The organism is Pedobacter sp. FW305-3-2-15-E-R2A2 (genome assembly GCF_038446955.1).
GTDB lineage: Bacteria > Bacteroidota > Bacteroidia > Sphingobacteriales > Sphingobacteriaceae > Pedobacter.
The window spans coordinates 1,779,115-1,797,252 of the sequence record NZ_CP151803.1 but is presented as its reverse complement, the minus strand read 5'-3'; the positions used below and the strand labels follow the sequence as shown (position 1 = coordinate 1,797,252).

The window sequence follows — 18,138 nt, the reverse complement described above, 5'->3', positions numbered from 1 at the left end:
GATAAAACGCCTTAATTATGGTATTTTAGGGTATTATTTAAATATTTTATTGTTATACATAATAATGAAAACTGATATACATACGTTTAGCCAACTGGATACCAGCAGCTTGGTGGATAAGGTGGAAGCCAATCTTGTACAATTATTGGTAGATCAGAAGCTAAAAATTGGAGATGTGATCCCGACAGAAATCGAATTGTCCAAAAATCTGGGGGTGAGCCGGACGGTGACCAGGGAGGCCCTCCTGCGACTCAGGATGCGGGGTCTGATTGAAACAAAAAAGAAAAAAGGTTCGGTGATCACCAGTCCGGATATTTTTGGCATCATCGGAAAGACCATGGATCCGCATTTACTGGACCAGGAAACCTTAAAAGAAATTTTCGAGCTCAGGCTTGTTCTGGAAATCGGGATGGCAGATTTCCTATTTCAGAAAATTACCGCAGCTCATATCCGGGAACTTAAAGCGATTGTAAAAAATGAACCCGATACTTCAGAGGATCATGTGTTTCATATAGAACATGAAATTGCTTTTCATGGGAAGCTTTATGAAATTACCGGTAACCAAACCCTTAAGAAGTTTCAGAAAATGCTCTTACCAGTATTTGATTATGTGCACAATAGTGGTCTGCTGAAGAAGCCGGCAACCGTAAAGAAATTTGTTTCCCATAAAGGATTGATCGACATCCTGGAAAACGGATCACCTGAACTGTTCAGGAATGGAATGAGAAATCACCTTGAAAATCATTTTCTAAGGATCTTCAGTTAACATTTTGGCTGGAACGGGAATGATTAAAGCGGCAGGAAAACAGAGAAGGAAGTTCCGTTTTTTCCGTCACTTTCCACCTGAATACTGCCATCATGTAGCTCTACAATTCTTTTGGTGAGGTACATCCCTAAGCCCGTAGTCGGTTCACCTGCAGTTCCCGGTCTTTTGGCACGGGTAAATTTATCAAAAATCTGTCCCTGAATATTTTCGGGAATGCCGATACCATTGTCCTTCACCACCAGTTTCAACATATTATCGGTGATTACCGTAGACAACTCAATTTTGCCATTCTGATTGGTAAATTTAATGCTGTTGGAGATCAGGTTGTAAATCGCTCTTTTAAACTTAGGGCGGTCCATCTTTACCGACTTGCCAAATCTCAGATTGGTTTGCAGCTCCAATTGCTTTTTTTCCAGTTCCGTAGAAAGGCCAGCCGCACATTCTTCCACCAGCTCATCAAAATTTTCTACCGAATAATTCACCATTTCCTCAAAGGTCTGCTCTGTCAGCAGGATATCTTCGATTATTTTCTGTGCAAAGTCACAGCTTTGGTTTAAATAATCTACCAGTTGTTTGTTCTCCACCAGGATCAGGTTCTCCTGCAGCATGTTCCCCAGCATTTTAATCGAGGCGATCGGGCTTCGCAGGTCATGGGCTACCGATTGCAGTGAAAGCCGCTGGCGGTTCAGATTGGCATGTAAATGATTGAGGATATCATGCTGTGAAATCGTACCCAGAAAAGTTTGCTGATCATAGACCATCAACACATCATGCCCGCTCCCCTTCATCACCTCCAGCACCTTACTGATCTTATCGACTTTGTCTACTGTAGGCTTCGGACTTAAACAGTCCATAATGATCGTGTGGTGTTTTCTGGCCAGGTCTACGGAGGTCAACACCCCTACAGGCAGGTTTTCGTCTAAGACCACCAGCCCGTTTGCGATAGCCGAATGGCTCCTTGCAACATGTACTCCCTGGTAACCATCAAGACTCACATAATCATATTTAATGAGAGAAGCTATATTCATAAATCCGAGTCTTTAAAGACGATATCTTTCACTGAAATATTTACTTTGAAATTCACGCTGATGAGTTCTCCTTCTGAGATAAAAGGAAACACATTATTTTGTAGAATCTGTATCACTTTTTCTTTTGAGATCTTGGCAAGGATGTTCTTATGGACAAAAATGGTTTCGATCATGCCTTCATTAATGTCAATAATCTCGAAACCATTTGGCACGAGTAATTCAAATGATTTAGAAAGTCCTATTTTCCCCTGTACCGAGTTTTTTGCGAGCACCAGAATATCCTGAAATGGCGGGAGCTTTATTTCCTCGAAACTTAAATTAATATTATAGGTCCTATCCACTTCATTCATAAAACGATTTTTTAATTAATTATTGAATCAAATATACATTTATCTACCAAAAAACAGGCAATAGTGCATGATTGCTGCCTTTTCTTTTTCCTATTTCTTAATCATATTCCTGAACAGTTTCAAATTCAAACCGTTATAAATCCGGGCAACAGCTCCTTTCCGACCCGGCTATTTTGCTGAATTCTCAGTCGCTATGTATAGATTTATCCTCCGGTTTATTTTTTATTCCGGAAAGCAAGAATTTCCGGACCATTTGCTTCGGCCCATCCAATAATTCCGGACAACTGCTGCATCAGGCTATTTCCCAGTTCGGTAAGCTCATAATCTACTCTTGGCGGTACCTCTGCATGAACCGTTCTTTTGATAAAGCCATCCCCTTCCAGGTTTCTCAGGGTGACGGTCAGCATCCGGTGGGAAATGCCGTCGATCTTTTGGATCAGCTCACTGAAGCGAAGTTTCCCGTAAGCACCTAAGGCATAAATAGCCAAAATGCTCCACTTATCACTGATTCTGGCAATGACATCTCTGACGGGGCAAATCTCATTGGCAATCGTATTCGCATTCTGAAAAATTTCCTGTAACTTTCTGCTATCCTTAAGCTCCTCATTCCCAGCAATAGTTACACCTGTGTTATTAGGTAACGTTGCTGTACCTTCTTGTTTATCCATTGGTTACCTCTTATTATTGTATTACTAAAAGTAACTATTGAAACCATCATGATCTTAAAAATCACGTAACGAAATGACTATCAAGACCATGATCGTTTCATGACCTTTAAAAAACAAATATATTCCGATGAAAATAAAATACAGAAAAAATGGCAAATAAAATTTTAGTAACAGGCGCTACGGGCGCAATTGGTAAAGCACTCATCAAAGCCCTTCAGGCAAAAAACATCCCCTTTCTTGCGGCAACCAGGAATATAGAAGAATCTAAAGCTAAGCTTGGATTATCAGATGAACTGGTTCATTTCTCTTTTGATGATCCTTCTACTTTTGAAGCGGCCACTGCCGGAGTAGATAAGGTGTTCCTGCTTGGCCCTGCTATGGTTTTGGAAATGGATCAGCTGATTAATCCTTTCCTTGATTTTCTAAAATCAAAAGGCATCTTAAGGGTAGTTTATCTATCTGCCTTAAAATCTGAAGAGATGGGCGAGCAGATGTCCTTCCACTTAAAAACAGAAGCCAGACTGGAGAAAGACGGCTTTGATTATACGATCCTGAAGGCTTCCTTTTTTGCACAGAACTTCAAAAATTACGAATGGGAAAACATTATGCAGAGAGGCATTACCTTTGCCACTGCAGGTGATGGTAAAGTAGGTTTTATCGACGTGGCAGATATAGCGGCTACTGCTGCGGCAGTGCTGACTGAGGATGGTCACCACAAAAAAACCTATGAGCTGACAGGCCCTGAAAGTTTAACTTATTTTGACGCTGCTGCGATTCTGACTGAAATCACCGGTAAAACAATCGTTTATCCTCAGCCAAGTCCGGAACAATACGTCGCAGTACTTAAAGAAGCAGGCGCTCCCGATTTTGTGGCACATTACATGAACTCGGTATACTCCGTAATTGCGAATCACCATGTCGGCTTTACGACCGGTGATGTGGAAAAGGTGACCGGAAAGAAACCGAATACATTGAAATCGGTCATCAGCAACGATTTCTCTAATTAATAAAAAATGTGCCCGGCTGAGCAAGATCTCCACCGGGCGCATTTGTGAATTAGGTTTTTACCCGCAAAAAATCCTAAAGGCGATTAGAATTCCATATCTTTAAGTAAAGCTTATGGTAACGCTATGAAAACGCTATTCAGATTAACGATCCTGCTCCTCTTGTTTTCTTCCTGTCAGTCTACTCAGAAACTCTTTGACAAAGGAGAATATGGCAAAGCCTACTATGCGGCAATTAACGATCTGAAGAAAAACCCTTCAGATATCAATGCGCAGAAAATCCTACCCATTGCTTATCAGGAAGCAGCTGCAAAATACGAGCAGGACATCGCTACAGCAAAAGACAGCAAAGGTAAAAGAGGTCAGGTTCTGGACCTGATCTACGATGGTTATGAATCCTTACAGAAGATGTACGATGCCGCAGCAGTTCTGAAGGCAGAAAGCGGTACTTTTCATCCAAAAAACTACCATAAGGAATTAGAGAAGGCTGCTTTAGAAGCCGCCGATGTCAGGTACAACAGAGGAATTGCACTGTTGGCACGCAACGACAGAATGAGTGCCCGAAAAGCTTATGATCTCCTGAAAATTGCCGACACCTATGTGCCCGGTTATAAAGACGTCATCCTCAAAAAACAGGAGGCTTACGATGCAGCAATCACAAATGTAGTGGTGAGCAAGCTGGATCAGCGCTTTGGCTATTATTCCATCAACGGCAATTTTTTCGAGAACGACCTATTGTGGAACTTAAATTCCATTGGAGAACGAAGTTATTATAAGTTCTTTGGCCTGTCTTACGGACAACAATCCGACATCAGGGTTGACCAGTTTATGGACATCAATATGTACGACATCTGGTTCAGCAACCTGGCTACCAATACTTATTCTTACAATGTTTCCAAAAAGATTCCTGTAAAAAGTGATAAAATGGCCGGCTCAGAAAGCAGCAGAACGATTTCTGCAACCGTATATGTGACCCGTAGAGTGATCAATTCAAGAGCAATAATGGATTACCGCATTACTGATGCACATACGCAAAAGATCATCGCTTCAGACCGGATTCCTGCACAATATACCTGGGAAAGTCTGAGCGGCAGGTATACCGGAGATTCCAACGCTCTTAGCGCAAGAGATCAGGCCATTATCAATGGGGTAGCCAATAACAAACCTAGTTATGATGAGCTGTACCGGGAACTGACCAGACAGATCATGACTCAGTTTAATTTCGCTATGAGGGATTTCTACCGTTAGCATTCTCCTCAATACCTTTAGGCTGTTGATCTTTTCATCGGAAATTTAAAAGTGGGTACGCGACCAAACGCACCCACAACCTAAACTACCATAGCGACCAAGCCATGATATTTCCTTTATAATTCCATTACGATCAGCGGATCATAACGATTTAATCCTTTAAACGGGTAGAGATAATAAATAAGGACGAAAGTAATGATTTTCTTTAAATAACCTGATTATAATTTCATGAAAAATATTTGTGATTATTTACAATAAAATGACGATTAGAACAAAAATAACAGAATTATACGACCATCAATGTAAATTTAATGTAGCAAAGCATTAAATGGTTTGGACTTTAATTAGGTTTACCATAAAAAAAATGAACAGGTTATTATTTTCGCTCTTCTTATTTTTCCCAATAGCCATGAATGCTCAACAAAAAAGTGATCCGGTAAAATTCTTCAGTACTCCTTCTGTTGCCCCTACGACAGGCTATTCTCAGGCCGTTGAGATCGACCTTGGCCATAGCAAAATGATTCTGCTTTCGGGACAGGTTCCACTGGATGTCGATAGAAAAGTAGTAGGCACCGGCGACCTTGGTCTGCAAAGTGAGCAGGTATTTGAAAATATTAAAAAGATTATTGAGGCTGCTGGCGGTACGATGAACGACCTTGTGAAGACGGTGATCTATACCACAGATATCTCACAAATTTCGAAGTTTCGGCTTGCCAGGGATAAATACATCAATTTAAAACAGCCACCGGTAAGCACGTTAGTAGAGGTAAGTAAACTTTTCCATGAAGAGGTGCTGATTGAAATTGAGGCCACTGCAATCATCAAAAAATAGAATTAACGCGGGTCCTTTTCTGCCCAATTGATTGCTTCGGGTAGTTCCCGTTTAGAAAATTCGATATGGATGACCCTCCTTTTACTGTTATTGGTGGTTCTTCCCGAACTGTGTAATAGCAGTGGTTTCATGATCATGACCCCACCTGAACTGACCTTGCAACTGGCTTCCTTTTCAATGGACAAGTCCAGCGCTGCCGGCCGGTAGATTCCCTTTAAATGAGATCCGGGAATTACTTTTAGTGCTCCGTTATTTTCATCCGTATCGTCCAGGTGAATTCGAACCGTATACATTTGCTCCAGGACATCCAAAGGCGGTTGAACTGCAAATTGCCCCTGCTTTACCGTCCAGTTTCCATAACCGGGAAGCGCTTCCTTTTTATCTACAGATATGGTCAGGTCCTGATGATAGGCGACAAACCAATTGGATTGCTCCGGTTTATCGAAGTAGATTGATTTCACCACAAAATAACCTTCGCCAAAATATTGCTGAATCAGATCTTCAAAATTCCGGTCAAAAATGATGGGATTGATTTCAGGGATTTCTCTCAGAAATTGCCGGATAGCGAATAAATCAGCTGATTTCCTGAACGTACTTTTAGAAGTATCGGCAGCTTCAATGATTCGGAGCATCTGTGTGACCTTTTCTTTTGAGAACACGGAATCAACAATAGTAAAACCGTTTTTTTCCAGCGCAGCGCAGTGTAACTCCAAATTCAACATGATAACGAATATATAAGAAAATTTGTAAATTAACCTCATGAATTCATCACGCAGACATTTCATCAAGAACCTCTCTTTTGCGACAGCTCTGCTTGTCGGAGGTGGGGTTAAATATTTAACCGCATCGGAAGTCCATGAACTAAAGACCGAGGTCAGGCTACGCTTTGTTGTCGCCTCTGATGGCCATTACGGGCAACCAAAAACTCCCTTCGATGAATCTTTCTCTGCCATTACTCAACACATTAATCAGTTTCATCAGCAATATCCGCTGGATTTCTGCGTCATCAACGGCGACATCATCCATGACCATAAAGATTTGCTGCTGACCGCAAAGCAAAAGCTTGATCATTTAACCATGCCTTATTATGTGACCAGGGGAAATCACGACAAAGTGACGCCTGCTCATTGGGAATCCGTTTGGAACAGCCCTTTAAATCATGATATTGTCGTTAAAAAGAACGCCATCCTGCTTGGCGACACCTCTAATGAGAAAGGAGAATACCTATCACCAGATCTAAAGTGGCTGGAAGCGAAACTCGAGGCACATAAAAAGTTAAAGCATGCCTTTATCTTTCTCCATATCCCACAGGCCAAATGGACTGCCAATGCCATTGATACCCCTGCTTTCTTTGATTTGCTAAAAAAATACCCGAATGTTAAGGCTGTTTTTCACGGACATGAGCACGACCAGGATGGCGTTAAGATGAGGGATAACATTCCTTTTTTGTTCGACAGTCATTTTGGTGGCAACTGGGGAACGAATTACAAGGGCTTCCGGGTGGTGGAATTGCTAAAAGACCATTCGATGCTGACCTATCTGATGAATCCAACAGAAAAAATTAACCTGAACACTTATTAGTTGTATTTTTATTAAAAGATATCACACCTATGGCCTTACCAAACATTTTCAGTCAGCCTGTTGCTGACGACACCATTCAACGCATCAATACCCTACGTTCGGATACTCCTGCACAATGGGGCAAAATGAATGTTTCTCAAATGCTTGCACATTGCTGTGTAACGTATGAATTGGTCTATGAAGACAAACATCCGAAACCAGGTGCCCTGATGAAACTGATACTGAAATTACTGGCGAAGAACAAAGTGGTTGGTGAAGCCCCTTTCAAGCAAGGCGGCCCAACAGCACCTGCATTTATTATAAAAGAAAGTAAAGATTTTGAATTAGAAAAAGGCCGGTTAATTGCTTTTATCCAAAAGACACAGCAATTAGGCGAGGCTCAGTTTGATGGAAAAGAATCCCATTCTTTTGGAATTTTGAATAAGACAGAATGGAACAATATGTTTTACAAACACCTAAACCACCATTTAACGCAGTTTGGGGCCTAATAATTTTTTCATACGCTGCACCTCATTCCTGATGTGCAGCGTTATGCTACAATTGATCCTCCCCGGGTCATTAACGGAGCGTTACTATTTCAACCTGATCAGTAAATAGCCGGAAAAGCTAGTCCAGTTGTCGCTCGCCTTATCGTTCTCAGCATCCTCATAGAGCGCAACAGAAGAGGCTACAAAGGTCAGGTCATAATCGTCAAACTTCTTAGTGATACTCATAGACTCCTGCGGCAGAGAATAAGTATTGCTACTGTTCTTTACCGGCATAAACTTATCCTTATTGCCGTGCTTAAATTCGTTTCTTAGTGCCTTTCCGAGAAGGAATAGATCAAAATCAGCCTTAACATCCTTTCCTATCCTCACCTTCAGCATCATCTCTGAATTTTGTCTTTCTATGACAATGGGCTTTCCATTTAACCTCTTTTCCTGTGCCCCTCCGTATTCCTCCATCTTAATCAGGTAATCATAACCTTTGATAGCGGTTAAGCCTGTACTTTCATTTACAAAAGTGAGGTATCGCTTGTTTGCGGCCGACAAATCTTTGTCGATTTTAAGTAAAGCCAAAGCGCTGTCAATTTTATCATATTTTAAATTATAGAAATCATTCCTTTTCCTCTTCTTCTCCATCCGGCTTTCCAGTTCTTCCAGGTTAACCTTTGTAAAAGGCTGTAAAGAAATCAAACCATGCCTTTCTACCAGGTATTCTACAACTTTCTCCCGCTGCAGGATATCTTTCTGAACCTTGGAAGCGAACAGGCTTTTTAACCGATTGATCTGCGCATATTTCGAGACCGAAGATGCACTTTGAGGACCATAGATGGCCAATATACTGAGGATACACAGACTGATTGGAATCAGCTTTATATTTTGGGCTTTGACCAGCAGGAAATACCCGGTAATGAACAATAGCCATAGGGAAAGCATCATCAACACATACCTGGATTCCGTAATGCCATAGTTCCCTACCCTTTTCCAGATCGCCAGCAACAATAAGACCACCAAAGGGATCATCATCACATAGAAAAATTTTGAAAACAGCTTGATCCATCCGTTCCCAGCTTTCTCCCGGATGGGATAAATCAGTAATAAGGACAGGATTCCAAATATGGCATAGCCTAAGATCAGCGAAGAGACCAGTCCTTTAGGAAGCTGCCAGTTGATGGCGATTTTCACTTCATAAACCAACAGGATCAACAAATAGACCGTCATAAGAGGGATCAGTACATACTGTGTAAATATTTTAAGTCCTTTAGGATAGAATTCTTCCTTGTCCAGCGCTTCGAAATCTTTCGGTACACCCGCCAGGAAAAAGACCGTCATAAATCCGGAAAAAACAACCGACATTAACCTGATATAGGTCGCACCGCTGATTTGTACATTGAACAATCCATTGATCGAGATCAGGGCAATAGCCAGGCCGGCATACAATACAGCTGCATATAAACCAGAGGTTAGAAACCTTAGAAATAAGGTCTTATTAAACTGCCAGAAACCGTTAAGCGTTCCCTTTCTGATGAAAGGTGCAAAAGCAACGAGCAGGTGTCCGGCAACGGCCAGAAAAGCAACACGGTAAAGATCTGCAGTAAAGCGGATGGGATGCAAGGCAAAATACAGGCCTGTACAAATCAGCAAAACCAATCCCCGGAGTCCCCATTTCTTTTTAGCATCAAAACCGTTCAGTTCGGCATACAGATCGGCCGAGAGTAAGAACGTTAAAGCCAGATTACAAATCAGGACGATCTTAGACAGATATTCCTCTTCTATAGCGCCCTTATGGGAGTCGGCCAGGTAACAGCAGACTCCTGTTGCGACCACTGCAGCAAGCACCTGAAGAGGAAAACGAAGTACAACCTGTTTTGCACTTAACCAGAGAGAATATATAGAAGGAAGTTTCATGTGATGATTTATCTTGCAAAGATGTAATTTACAAATTAATTATTATCCCGTTCTGCACAGTGATATTCCAACTTTTGGCCTGCAAACAAAAGAGTTCTATAAATTTAGGTACACACCAAATACCTGTCATTATTCCTAATAGAGAATAAAAATCATTTTTATTAACCAACAACTTAACTTGTTAACAGGTATTCATAAATATTTGTCTGATACAGATAACTCTTGGCATTAATTTTGTCCTTACAGATCTTTTCTTTGATACAAAGGAATATATTTTTAACAATTTTATATTTTATTATTCTAAAATTTAATCTCAAAACCTCTAAAACTCCCTATGAACAATTACAAATACTTTGAGCAGGAAGGCAACAAATACCACCTGAAGACACAATTCTTTTTTATCGGATTTATTGGCGGGCTGTTCTTAATTGGCGGACTTGCCTTGGTTTTCACTAAAGGAATGACAGACAAAGCGAACCTATGGATCGGCATAGGTATGGCGGTATTAGGTGCGATGTCCATACTTCGTCTTACGGCAAAAACAACCATAGACATGCAATCTAATCAGATTCTCATGAAAAAGAATTTTTTCTCTTCTGAAGTGGCCTATAGCTTAGACAATTTTGAAACCTTTCTTGTTTCCCGGACAGTTTCGTTATTTGGGCTGACGATGAATGGTGCAGGAAGTATGGTTCTGAATATCAATGGCAAAGAAAAAATCCTGTTGCTGAACCATTCCATTTTTACGATAAAGCCATTAAATGACATGGTTAATGAAGCTTTGCATATCATGAAAATAGAGGATTAATTATGGCACTCTATAATTTAGAATACTCAGGTAACAGGATGAGCTTTCAGCCCAACCTGAGTATATATACTAAAATAAAAGCCTTCCTGGTTGCTATTTTTATATGTTTTGCCGTTGTTCCTTTCTTACCGATCGGATTCGATGTAAAACGAATTGTTTACCTGATTGGAGCAGGTTTATGTGGTTATGTGATTTATGATTTTGTATTCATAGCCAAAGTCACCATGATTTTCGACAAAAACACACGTAAAGTATATAAAAAAATACCAGGTCTTTATACCAAAACGCTGATGGATTTTGATGAAGTAAGATTGGTAAATGACACCAGTTATGGGACATTGATGTATACTATTGGTGCGAAAACCACTCGTTTTGTCAACAACTATCCCATTAGTGATAATTTTTCAGACAGCAAAAAAGGCATTAAAAAGCAGGAAGAATTTGAAGCAACCATTCTGGAACCCTTGCTGGAATTCATCAAATAAGCTTAATCCTGCAATTGAAGCGGCAGTTTGAAAGAGAAGGTTGCTCCTTTTCCCAGACTGCTCTCCACCCAGATCTGTCCCTGGTGACGGTCAATAATTTCTTTACTGATGTACAAACCTATTCCCAAGCCTGATGCATTGCCATTAGGCTTTTTTATTTGGTAGAACCTGGAAAAGATATGTTCCTGCTCCTGCAAGTCTATTCCCGGTCCGAAGTCCTGCACAGACAGTTGCAGGTGATGCGGAGCATTCTGCACAGTAACCCTTATTTTGTGGGTATGGGACGCGTATTTGATGGCATTAGAAAGGAGGTTAATGATGACCTGTTCCAGGCGCTGCTTATCCGCATGAACCTGCAGCATTCCAGCGGGATGATTCAGGTTGATCTCATGACCGGGATGGTTCTGCTGCATCACTTCTACCACTTCTTTTAGTAAGTCATTGAAATCAAAGTTGGTAAAGGTATAGACTAATTTTCCGGTCTGGATTTTCGTCACGTCCAGCAGATCCGAGATCAGGGAAATCAGCTTTGCGACCTGATTTCTGGCCTTAAATACCAGCTCTTTTTCCCGATCTTCCAGCTTGAGTGAACGCTGGACCAGCTGGAGGAAAGCATCGATACTCGTTACCGGTGTTTTCAGTTCATGGCTTGCCATCCCAATGAACTCGTCTTTTCTGGAATTCATGGTCTGAATATCATCGTATAATTTTTGCAGTTGTGCTTCTGATTGTTTCTGTATACTGATGTCGCGCGCGATTTTAGAAGCTCCGATAATGCGTCCCTTTTGGTCTCTTATCGGTGATACGGTCAGGGAAATTGGAACAGATTTTCCACTTTTAGTGATGCGGACGGTTTCAAAATGTTCAATATTCTTGTTGTTGCGCACCCGGTCGATAATCAGGTTTTCTTCCTCGAGGCGATCTTTAGGTATCAATATAGAAATGTGCTTACCCAGGACTTCCTCTTCTGTATAGCCGAATAATTTTTCTGCCCCCTGATTCCAGCTCGTGATTAGGCCATCCAGCTTTTTACTTATAATCGCATCTTCAGAACATTCGATGATTGCTGCCAGCATTGCCTGCTTCTTTTCTCCTTGCCGCTGTTCAGTAATGTCCAGCAATGTATTTACAGCACCTTGCAACAGCCCCGATTCATCAAATATCGGAACCGGACTTGGCAGTATATTTTTCATCGTTCCATCGGGACACTGAATCACGATCTCCTCCTCTGTCACAGGCTGTCCTTCTTTCAAGGCACGGGCCATCGGACAAGCATCCAGTGCCATCGGTGTACCATCCGGCCAGAAAATCTTCCAGGAACCACACCAGAGCTCTTTTCCCAGTTCAGGTTCCCTCCCCCATAAATCAGCAGCAGCTTTATTATAAAAAGTAAGGTATCCCAAACGATCACAGATATATACTGCCACTGGCAGACAGTCATACAATTCAACAGGCAATAATCCTGAACTTAGGTTAGCGGGAATTTTAGTTATCATTTGTCTGATCCGGTCTCATTAGGTTATCTAATGAACAAGTTAAACAGTTTTCCACTGAAAATGTTTACCCCGCTGCAAATATGATGGCTTAGCTTTAATGCCAGGTAATACTTTAGCTACAAACTATTACAGATATGATTAAAATATCCTATTTTTATTAAAACGAGAAAATAACCAAATATTTAAATTACTGATACAATGACGGATTTCTTTAAAACGATTTATGAATGGGTTTATGGCTTTTTTGGGGTGGAACAATTTATCAAGATCCTGAATTCAGGAAATTACAGTGCCTTCCTCACTTACGACGGAATTGTTTCCCTGATTGCGCCATTGTTCCCAATTGTGCTGGTGCTGGAAATCCTGACTGCCTTGCTGTACAAAAAGTTCAAGGCGCTGGACTATAAAATTCCATTGTTCTCTTATATTCTAAATGCGGTTATCGGGCGGTTTATCTCTATTGGCGCGATTGCATTTTGTATTGGGTTGTTTCAAAAACATGCGGTTTTCCAGGCAACATTTACCTGGTACTGGTTTATTTACGGCTATATCGTCTGGGAATTTGGCCATTTCATTTACCATTACCTGGGACATAAGGTCCGGCTGTTCTGGTGTCTGCATTCTACGCATCATGCACCTCAGACGATGAACCTCTCGGTTTCCTACGCTCATTTTTTCCTGGAGGGCCCCTATGCCGATGTCATCAGGACCACCGTATGTATCTTATTGGGTGTCCCTCCCGCCATGTTGTTTGTCATTATGTTTATTGATGGTTTCTGGGGCAGTTTTATCCATATCGGAGAGCATATGCTGAAAGATGGAAAACTTGGTTTCCTATACCGGTTTATCCTTACCCCTTCCCATCACCGGGTCCACCATGCTAAGAACCCGGTCTATATGGATACGAATTTCTGCAATCTGCTGAACATCTGGGACCGTGCTTTCGGCACCTATCAGCCTGAAGACAGCCGCATCCCTATCGAATATGGCATTACCCGGGAGATGATTCCAAACAGCTTTCTAGACAGCTATTTCGGTGAATTTTCAGGATTGGCAAAAGACGTTGTAAAGGCGCCTGGTCTGAAGAATAAAATCCTATATATTTTCATGCCTCCCGGCTGGAGCCATACCGGCGATCATAAGACCGCAAGTAAGGTCAAAGCGGAGATTAATCCATTGAAATCTGTCGCCATTTATCAGGAATAAGATCCGTAGTATCCAGTGGGGATACTCAGCCATTCTTTAGGCGCAAGGATGAGGCTATTTTCAGTGCTTCCGGGATAGGCGGCCCACCATGAGAAGGAGCTATTCGCGATAATAAAGTGTTTGCACAGGTTCATCAGCTTAATATCCAGATTAAAAATGTCCGGATTAGAAGTTCTATCCGGATTTGCCGCCAGGCTGAGAGCATGATCGTCTATCAGCAATTGCCTGTTGAGCAGGAGCAACAAACGATCAGAAATCCCTTATTTTTTTGATAAAGCAACTTTTAATCCAAGGAGAATAAACACAATACCAGTTGTTTTATTCAGGATTGCCTCTGCTTTTTTGTTTCTATTGAAAAGGGCTGCCACTTTACTTCCCAATAAGGCCAGTAAGGTGCACCAAACCAAAGTAATAAAAAAGATAATGGAACCCAGTAATAAATAAGGGACTGGATTATTAATCGCTGAAGCATTGATAAACTGCGGTAAGAAGGCCAGGAAGAAAATAGCAATTTTCGGATTTAAAACATCACTTAGAAATGCAGTAAATAACATTTTGCTATTGCTGACCGGTTTTGCCTGACCGGATACAATTTCAGTTTGAGGTGTCTTGGCCCTAAGGGATTTATATCCGATATAGATCAGATAGGCGGCTCCCAGATATTTAATCAGGTTATAGGCGAATGCAGATTTCGCGAGAATCAAGGACAATCCAAACGTAGCCGCACAAGTATGTACCAGCAAGCCTAAACTTACGCCAATTGCAGAATATAAACCTGCAGTTTTCCCCTGAGAAATACTCCTCGTTAACACCATGATCGTGTCTATGCCCGGAGTGACGACCACAATAATCGCTGCCAGGACAAATGTTGCCAGATTTTCTATGCCGTACATTCTGATGTGATTTTAAGCTAAAATAATATTTTTATTACCAATAAAGAAATCAGCTTTCTGAAATTAGAAAAACAAGAAGACCTATCCAATCTGGATTTCAGCGTCAGAAGTTATTGCTCATTGTTGTTTGAAGATTCAACAGATCATTATTTACATGATGAATATAGTTCTTCTATAAGACCTCCTGATCAACGTTTCAGCGGAGGTTTACGAAAGGTTATTTGATAATTTCTCTATCAGATGACCTTTTTATTTGAAATGAAAAGCTTTTATTTATCTTCGAATTAGATTTACAGCGTTTTGATATCCGTTGTAACATAAGCTGTCTATATGAATAAATTTAAGCGTTCAGTAATCGTTTCATTTTGTCTGGTAAATCTGATTTTAGGTTGTACAACCAGTCAGAAGAAACAGGAAAAAGTAGCAAAGCAAGATACATCGGGCCATAAAGTGCCTGAACCAGCAATTTCAACCGACAGCCTGACTACTCCGCAACAAACGCTCCCCCAACTGATCAGTTTATTCCAACAACAACCCTCTTTCTCCGCGCTTGATTCGGTAGAAAATGCCATACAAATACAACTTCCCGGGCTCCCAATAGAACAACGGTATAAATTATTAGTCCAGTGGCAAAAAATACTAACGCCTAATGTTCATCGTCTGGATGCACGACAGGCAAAGTTATTGCCTCTATTTGATCAATTGGAAATCAGCTGGATTGATGGAGAAACCGACAATAACCGCAGGAAAAGAATAGAAACAAAATTCCAGAAGGGCTTGTCTCCAGAACAAAGGCTAGTTTTTCAGCAACTGCTCAACCACTATATTGAAATCAAACATGAAGAAGAAACAGGCGCCATTTTTCACCTCAGCCCCAGTTACTGGAAATCACTGTTTGCGTCAAATCTGGAAAAGGACGACCGGAAGTTCTGGGATCAGACGGCATTAGAGAATGATCCTGTCATTGATTATGATGCCGGTTTAGTAATAGACAGGGTTACGCTTGGCGACTGGGCCTTTTACTGGGAGCAATTTTTAAAGCAATACCCGAAAAGTCATTATAAAAAGGAAGCACAACAGAATTATCAGAATTACCTAAGCCATTTATTGGTTGGCCTGGAAAATACCCCTACAACAGAAGACAATTCGAATAAGGTCTTACCAGAAGTAGCGCAAGATTTTGATAAGATCAGCAAACGCCATCCCGGCAGTGATGTTGCCCTTTCAATTGCGGCTTTTAGAAAGGCATTAGCGGCATCTACCGAAAAAACAGACCTTCTTAACCTTGGCAAATCATCAATTATAACTGTAACTAAATAGCCTGAGGGCATAAATATGAAAAAAGCTTATACTTTACTGTTACTGGCGTTATTTTTTCTACCTGTTAAGGATGCCTTTTCTCAGGTTAAGCCTGACCATACTTTAAGCAAGCTAGAGATCCGTGGTTTGATTGACACTTTAAGAAGCACTTTAAAGCGCCATTACATCCTTCCTGAGCAAGCCGCCCGGATGGACAGTTATCTAAAGGCTAAACTACTTAAAGGAGGATACGATAAGCTCACAGATCCAGGTAAATTGGCCCGCCAGCTGGAAACAGATATCAACGCGATTCATTTTGACGCCCATATGCATATCATGTATGAACCTGGGATGCGTCCGCCGGCAGCACTCTCTCCGGAAGAACTTAGTAAAGCCCAACAAGAGCAATTGACCGTCGAAAAAGACAATAATTTCAACCTTCAAAGGGTGGAAGTACTTCCCGGAAACATCGGCTATTTTCTTTTTAATGGTTTTACGCCAAATGTGGAAGAGGTAAAAGCAACGATGTCTGCTGCCTTAACTTTTTTATCCAATACCAAAGCTTTGATTATCGACCTAAGGTACAATGGCGGAGGGAATACTGCCAACCAGTTCTCCAGTTATTTCTTCAAAGAGAAGACCCATTTATATGACCAGGTCAATACCTTTAGCAAGGATACCATTTCCTTATATACAGATCCACTGGTTACAAATCAGCTAACGCTGCTCATGCCCATGTATATTCTTACCAGCAAGAATACGGCTTCTGCTGCCGAAGCTTTTAGTGCTTCCATGCAGGCACTGAAACGCGCTACCGTTATAGGAGATACCACCCTGGGTGCCGCGCATGCGACAGGCTTCTTCCCGATGAGCAAAGGTTTCATCGCAAGGATACCCTTCGCCAGACCGATCAGCACTTCGACCTTTAAAGACTGGGAACGTATTGGGGTCATTCCTAACCTCCCTGTTCCGGCAGCCCATGCATTACAAAAAGCACAAGAGACCATTTATACAGATTTACAGTCTAAAGCAACAAGTGATAAAGAAAAGAGGTTTTTCCAATGGGCCATTAATGCGTTAAAAGCGAATGAAGGTGTTCCGGGTCCAAACGTGGAAGTATTAAACCGCTATAGCGGCACTTATGCAGGAGGCATTCGTTTTTACGTAGAAAATGGCAATCTTTTATGTAAAAACCCGGAACGCGGAAACAACGAGACTTTTACACTGAAAGCCGTTTCTGAAAGCACTTTCGTCCTTGACGAAAATGCTCAGGTCGAATTTGTAAAAGATCAGGATGGCGATTATTCCGGCATCAATTTATTATGGAAAGATGGAAGCATCAGTCAGAAAAGTAAAGAAGCAAAATAAGGTTTTGCAATCTATGATCATGATTAAGCCCTTTTGATAGTTCCTGAGGAGTTAAATCATCCACGTTTTATGCCTACAAATCTTACTACAGCACCTTTTCCAATGTGATACTTTCCTTCATTTAACACGATTTCCTCTTCTCCCAACATTAAAAGGTCATAGTTTTCAAAATCAGCTATGATTTCCTCTTTGGAGAGCAACATATCCAGTTCTGCAGGTCCGCCAACTTTAGGATCAAGTTCCTTTAGTTTCAGGTGTTCCTTACAAAATGCTTCCAAAATAATGAGCCCTCCAGGTTTGAGGTACTCATTTAATTTTTGATGAAATAAAGACTTCTGATCAGCAGCAAAATGGGCATATATCAGTCCGATGGCATCAAAGGAGGCAGGTTCAAACGTCAGTTGATCCAAATCCCCGACAATGTAAGAAATAGCAACATCCTGCGTTTCGGCAAGTTGTAATGCCTTTGACCGACCCTCTACACTCAGATCAAAGGAGATCACCTTCCATCCAAGTGCTGCAGCGAACACGCCATTCCGTCCTTCACCATCGGCGGGCATCAATATAGACCCGGGTTTAAATTTCTCGATCCATTCTTTAAAAAATAGATTTGGACCCTTTCCGTAAACATATTCTTCCTCTTTATAGCGTTGGTCCCACTTATCTTTATATTCCTCGTTCCAGGATTTATTCATGTCTGTTTTGTTTAAAATTTC

The 18,138-nt window shown here is 41.2% G+C and carries 20 protein-coding genes; 11 read left to right on the top strand and 9 right to left on the bottom strand.

Translation table 11 applies throughout. The features are described from left to right. Nucleotides 1–64: 64 nt before the first annotated feature. Nucleotides 65–766 carry an FCD domain-containing protein gene (locus AAFF35_RS07480; RefSeq protein WP_342331800.1) on the top strand — a complete coding sequence of 234 codons (702 nt, stop codon included), beginning with the start codon at nucleotides 65–67 and terminating at the stop codon, nucleotides 764–766. A gap of 23 nt (nucleotides 767–789) precedes the next feature. On the opposite strand, the gene AAFF35_RS07475 is transcribed toward AAFF35_RS07480, so the two are convergent. The 3 genes from AAFF35_RS07475 to AAFF35_RS07465 all read right to left on the bottom strand — a co-directional run bounded on the left by AAFF35_RS07475 (nucleotide 790) and on the right by AAFF35_RS07465 (nucleotide 2,812). Beyond that, the gene (locus AAFF35_RS07475; RefSeq protein WP_342331799.1) at nucleotides 790–1,794 is read right to left on the bottom strand and encodes an ATP-binding protein; all 1,005 of its coding nucleotides are present in this window, start codon (nucleotides 1,792–1,794) and stop codon (nucleotides 790–792) included. After that, nucleotides 1,791–2,144: a hypothetical protein gene (locus tag AAFF35_RS07470; protein ID WP_342331798.1), complete on the bottom strand. Its 354-nt coding sequence runs from the start codon at nucleotides 2,142–2,144 to the stop codon at nucleotides 1,791–1,793. The genes AAFF35_RS07475 and AAFF35_RS07470 overlap by 4 nt, the downstream gene beginning before the upstream one ends. 215 nt (nucleotides 2,145–2,359) lie before the next feature. Further along, nucleotides 2,360–2,812 (bottom strand): helix-turn-helix domain-containing protein, encoded by a 453-nt coding sequence (locus AAFF35_RS07465; RefSeq protein ID WP_342331797.1) that lies wholly within the window; start codon nucleotides 2,810–2,812, stop codon nucleotides 2,360–2,362. Between the two features lie 149 nt (nucleotides 2,813–2,961). Between AAFF35_RS07465 and AAFF35_RS07460 the strand changes: the two genes are divergently transcribed. The 3 genes from AAFF35_RS07460 to AAFF35_RS07450 all read left to right on the top strand — a co-directional run bounded on the left by AAFF35_RS07460 (nucleotide 2,962) and on the right by AAFF35_RS07450 (nucleotide 5,896). Next, nucleotides 2,962–3,819, top strand: coding sequence for an SDR family oxidoreductase (locus AAFF35_RS07460; protein WP_342331796.1), 858 nt, complete (start codon nucleotides 2,962–2,964; stop codon nucleotides 3,817–3,819). Nucleotides 3,820–3,942: 123 nt separating this feature from the next. Then, the gene (locus AAFF35_RS07455; protein ID WP_342331794.1) at nucleotides 3,943–5,064 is read left to right on the top strand and encodes a hypothetical protein; all 1,122 of its coding nucleotides are present in this window, start codon (nucleotides 3,943–3,945) and stop codon (nucleotides 5,062–5,064) included. A 364-nt stretch (nucleotides 5,065–5,428) separates the two neighbouring features. Beyond that, on the top strand, nucleotides 5,429–5,896 hold the full coding sequence (locus AAFF35_RS07450; RefSeq protein ID WP_342331793.1) for a RidA family protein: 468 nt from the start codon (nucleotides 5,429–5,431) through the stop codon (nucleotides 5,894–5,896). A 2-nt stretch (nucleotides 5,897–5,898) separates the two neighbouring features. Here AAFF35_RS07450 and AAFF35_RS07445 read toward each other — a convergent pair whose 3' ends face one another. Then, nucleotides 5,899–6,528 carry a phytanoyl-CoA dioxygenase family protein gene (locus AAFF35_RS07445; RefSeq protein ID WP_342331792.1) on the bottom strand — a complete coding sequence of 210 codons (630 nt, stop codon included), beginning with the start codon at nucleotides 6,526–6,528 and terminating at the stop codon, nucleotides 5,899–5,901. Between the two features lie 127 nt (nucleotides 6,529–6,655). Between AAFF35_RS07445 and AAFF35_RS07440 the strand changes: the two genes are divergently transcribed. Together AAFF35_RS07440 and AAFF35_RS07435 are read left to right on the top strand one after the other, a co-directional pair. Continuing rightward, nucleotides 6,656–7,477: a metallophosphoesterase gene (locus tag AAFF35_RS07440; RefSeq protein WP_342331791.1), complete on the top strand. Its 822-nt coding sequence runs from the start codon at nucleotides 6,656–6,658 to the stop codon at nucleotides 7,475–7,477. A gap of 29 nt (nucleotides 7,478–7,506) precedes the next feature. Next, nucleotides 7,507–7,965 carry a DUF1569 domain-containing protein gene (locus AAFF35_RS07435; RefSeq protein ID WP_342331790.1) on the top strand — a complete coding sequence of 153 codons (459 nt, stop codon included), beginning with the start codon at nucleotides 7,507–7,509 and terminating at the stop codon, nucleotides 7,963–7,965. Between the two features lie 84 nt (nucleotides 7,966–8,049). Here AAFF35_RS07435 and AAFF35_RS07430 read toward each other — a convergent pair whose 3' ends face one another. Then, a complete protein-coding gene (locus AAFF35_RS07430) occupies nucleotides 8,050–9,867 on the bottom strand; it encodes a DUF4153 domain-containing protein (protein ID WP_342331789.1) in 1,818 nt (605 codons plus the stop codon). Between the two features lie 334 nt (nucleotides 9,868–10,201). Here AAFF35_RS07430 and AAFF35_RS07425 point away from each other — a divergent pair, with 334 nt between their 5' ends. Both AAFF35_RS07425 and AAFF35_RS07420 read left to right on the top strand, forming a co-directional pair. Beyond that, nucleotides 10,202–10,675, top strand: coding sequence for a hypothetical protein (locus tag AAFF35_RS07425; protein WP_342331788.1), 474 nt, complete (start codon nucleotides 10,202–10,204; stop codon nucleotides 10,673–10,675). 2 nt (nucleotides 10,676–10,677) lie between these two features. Then, the gene (locus tag AAFF35_RS07420) at nucleotides 10,678–11,160 is read left to right on the top strand and encodes a hypothetical protein (RefSeq protein WP_342331787.1); all 483 of its coding nucleotides are present in this window, start codon (nucleotides 10,678–10,680) and stop codon (nucleotides 11,158–11,160) included. 2 nt (nucleotides 11,161–11,162) lie between these two features. Here AAFF35_RS07420 and AAFF35_RS07415 read toward each other — a convergent pair whose 3' ends face one another. Next, nucleotides 11,163–12,656 (bottom strand): PAS domain-containing sensor histidine kinase, encoded by a 1,494-nt coding sequence (locus tag AAFF35_RS07415; protein WP_342331786.1) that lies wholly within the window; start codon nucleotides 12,654–12,656, stop codon nucleotides 11,163–11,165. A 198-nt stretch (nucleotides 12,657–12,854) separates the two neighbouring features. On the opposite strand from AAFF35_RS07415, the gene AAFF35_RS07410 reads away from it, so the two are divergent. After that, entirely contained in the window at nucleotides 12,855–13,862 is a 1,008-nt protein-coding gene (locus AAFF35_RS07410; protein WP_342331785.1) for a sterol desaturase family protein, read from the top strand. Here the strand turns inward: AAFF35_RS07410 and AAFF35_RS07405 are convergent. Continuing rightward, nucleotides 13,853–14,104: an alpha-1,2-fucosyltransferase gene (locus tag AAFF35_RS07405; protein ID WP_342331783.1), complete on the bottom strand. Its 252-nt coding sequence runs from the start codon at nucleotides 14,102–14,104 to the stop codon at nucleotides 13,853–13,855. The two genes, AAFF35_RS07410 and AAFF35_RS07405, sit on opposite strands and share 10 nt — an antisense overlap. Nucleotides 14,105–14,122: 18 nt before the next feature. Next, nucleotides 14,123–14,755: a LysE family translocator gene (locus tag AAFF35_RS07400; RefSeq protein WP_342331782.1), complete on the bottom strand. Its 633-nt coding sequence runs from the start codon at nucleotides 14,753–14,755 to the stop codon at nucleotides 14,123–14,125. 330 nt (nucleotides 14,756–15,085) lie between these two features. Between AAFF35_RS07400 and AAFF35_RS07395 the strand changes: the two genes are divergently transcribed. After that, on the top strand, nucleotides 15,086–16,075 hold the full coding sequence (locus AAFF35_RS07395; protein ID WP_342331780.1) for a hypothetical protein: 990 nt from the start codon (nucleotides 15,086–15,088) through the stop codon (nucleotides 16,073–16,075). 15 nt (nucleotides 16,076–16,090) lie between these two features. Next, nucleotides 16,091–17,422: a S41 family peptidase gene (locus tag AAFF35_RS07390; protein WP_342331779.1), complete on the top strand. Its 1,332-nt coding sequence runs from the start codon at nucleotides 16,091–16,093 to the stop codon at nucleotides 17,420–17,422. Between the two features lie 56 nt (nucleotides 17,423–17,478). Here the strand turns inward: AAFF35_RS07390 and AAFF35_RS07385 are convergent, their stop codons facing one another. Further along, nucleotides 17,479–18,117, bottom strand: a complete 639-nt coding sequence (locus tag AAFF35_RS07385) for a class I SAM-dependent methyltransferase (RefSeq protein ID WP_342331778.1) — start codon at nucleotides 18,115–18,117, stop codon at nucleotides 17,479–17,481. Nucleotides 18,118–18,138 lie beyond the last annotated feature (21 nt).

What these genes read in the sequence shown, in the direction of transcription:
- AAFF35_RS07480 (WP_342331800.1), top strand. Translation starts at nt 65, where the DNA reads ATGAAAACTGATATACATACGTTTAGCCAACTGGATACCAGCAGCTTG.
- AAFF35_RS07475 (WP_342331799.1), bottom strand. Translation starts at nt 1,794, where the DNA reads ATGAATATAGCTTCTCTCATTAAATATGATTATGTGAGTCTTGATGGT.
- AAFF35_RS07470 (WP_342331798.1), bottom strand. Translation starts at nt 2,144, where the DNA reads ATGAATGAAGTGGATAGGACCTATAATATTAATTTAAGTTTCGAGGAA.
- AAFF35_RS07465 (WP_342331797.1), bottom strand. Translation starts at nt 2,812, where the DNA reads ATGGATAAACAAGAAGGTACAGCAACGTTACCTAATAACACAGGTGTA.
- AAFF35_RS07460 (WP_342331796.1), top strand. Translation starts at nt 2,962, where the DNA reads ATGGCAAATAAAATTTTAGTAACAGGCGCTACGGGCGCAATTGGTAAA.
- AAFF35_RS07455 (WP_342331794.1), top strand. Translation starts at nt 3,943, where the DNA reads ATGAAAACGCTATTCAGATTAACGATCCTGCTCCTCTTGTTTTCTTCC.
- AAFF35_RS07450 (WP_342331793.1), top strand. Translation starts at nt 5,429, where the DNA reads ATGAACAGGTTATTATTTTCGCTCTTCTTATTTTTCCCAATAGCCATG.
- AAFF35_RS07445 (WP_342331792.1), bottom strand. Translation starts at nt 6,528, where the DNA reads ATGCTCCGAATCATTGAAGCTGCCGATACTTCTAAAAGTACGTTCAGG.
- AAFF35_RS07440 (WP_342331791.1), top strand. Translation starts at nt 6,656, where the DNA reads ATGAATTCATCACGCAGACATTTCATCAAGAACCTCTCTTTTGCGACA.
- AAFF35_RS07435 (WP_342331790.1), top strand. Translation starts at nt 7,507, where the DNA reads ATGGCCTTACCAAACATTTTCAGTCAGCCTGTTGCTGACGACACCATT.
- AAFF35_RS07430 (WP_342331789.1), bottom strand. Translation starts at nt 9,867, where the DNA reads ATGAAACTTCCTTCTATATATTCTCTCTGGTTAAGTGCAAAACAGGTT.
- AAFF35_RS07425 (WP_342331788.1), top strand. Translation starts at nt 10,202, where the DNA reads ATGAACAATTACAAATACTTTGAGCAGGAAGGCAACAAATACCACCTG.
- AAFF35_RS07420 (WP_342331787.1), top strand. Translation starts at nt 10,678, where the DNA reads ATGGCACTCTATAATTTAGAATACTCAGGTAACAGGATGAGCTTTCAG.
- AAFF35_RS07415 (WP_342331786.1), bottom strand. Translation starts at nt 12,656, where the DNA reads ATGATAACTAAAATTCCCGCTAACCTAAGTTCAGGATTATTGCCTGTT.
- AAFF35_RS07410 (WP_342331785.1), top strand. Translation starts at nt 12,855, where the DNA reads ATGACGGATTTCTTTAAAACGATTTATGAATGGGTTTATGGCTTTTTT.
- AAFF35_RS07400 (WP_342331782.1), bottom strand. Translation starts at nt 14,755, where the DNA reads ATGTACGGCATAGAAAATCTGGCAACATTTGTCCTGGCAGCGATTATT.
- AAFF35_RS07395 (WP_342331780.1), top strand. Translation starts at nt 15,086, where the DNA reads ATGAATAAATTTAAGCGTTCAGTAATCGTTTCATTTTGTCTGGTAAAT.
- AAFF35_RS07390 (WP_342331779.1), top strand. Translation starts at nt 16,091, where the DNA reads ATGAAAAAAGCTTATACTTTACTGTTACTGGCGTTATTTTTTCTACCT.
- AAFF35_RS07385 (WP_342331778.1), bottom strand. Translation starts at nt 18,117, where the DNA reads ATGAATAAATCCTGGAACGAGGAATATAAAGATAAGTGGGACCAACGC.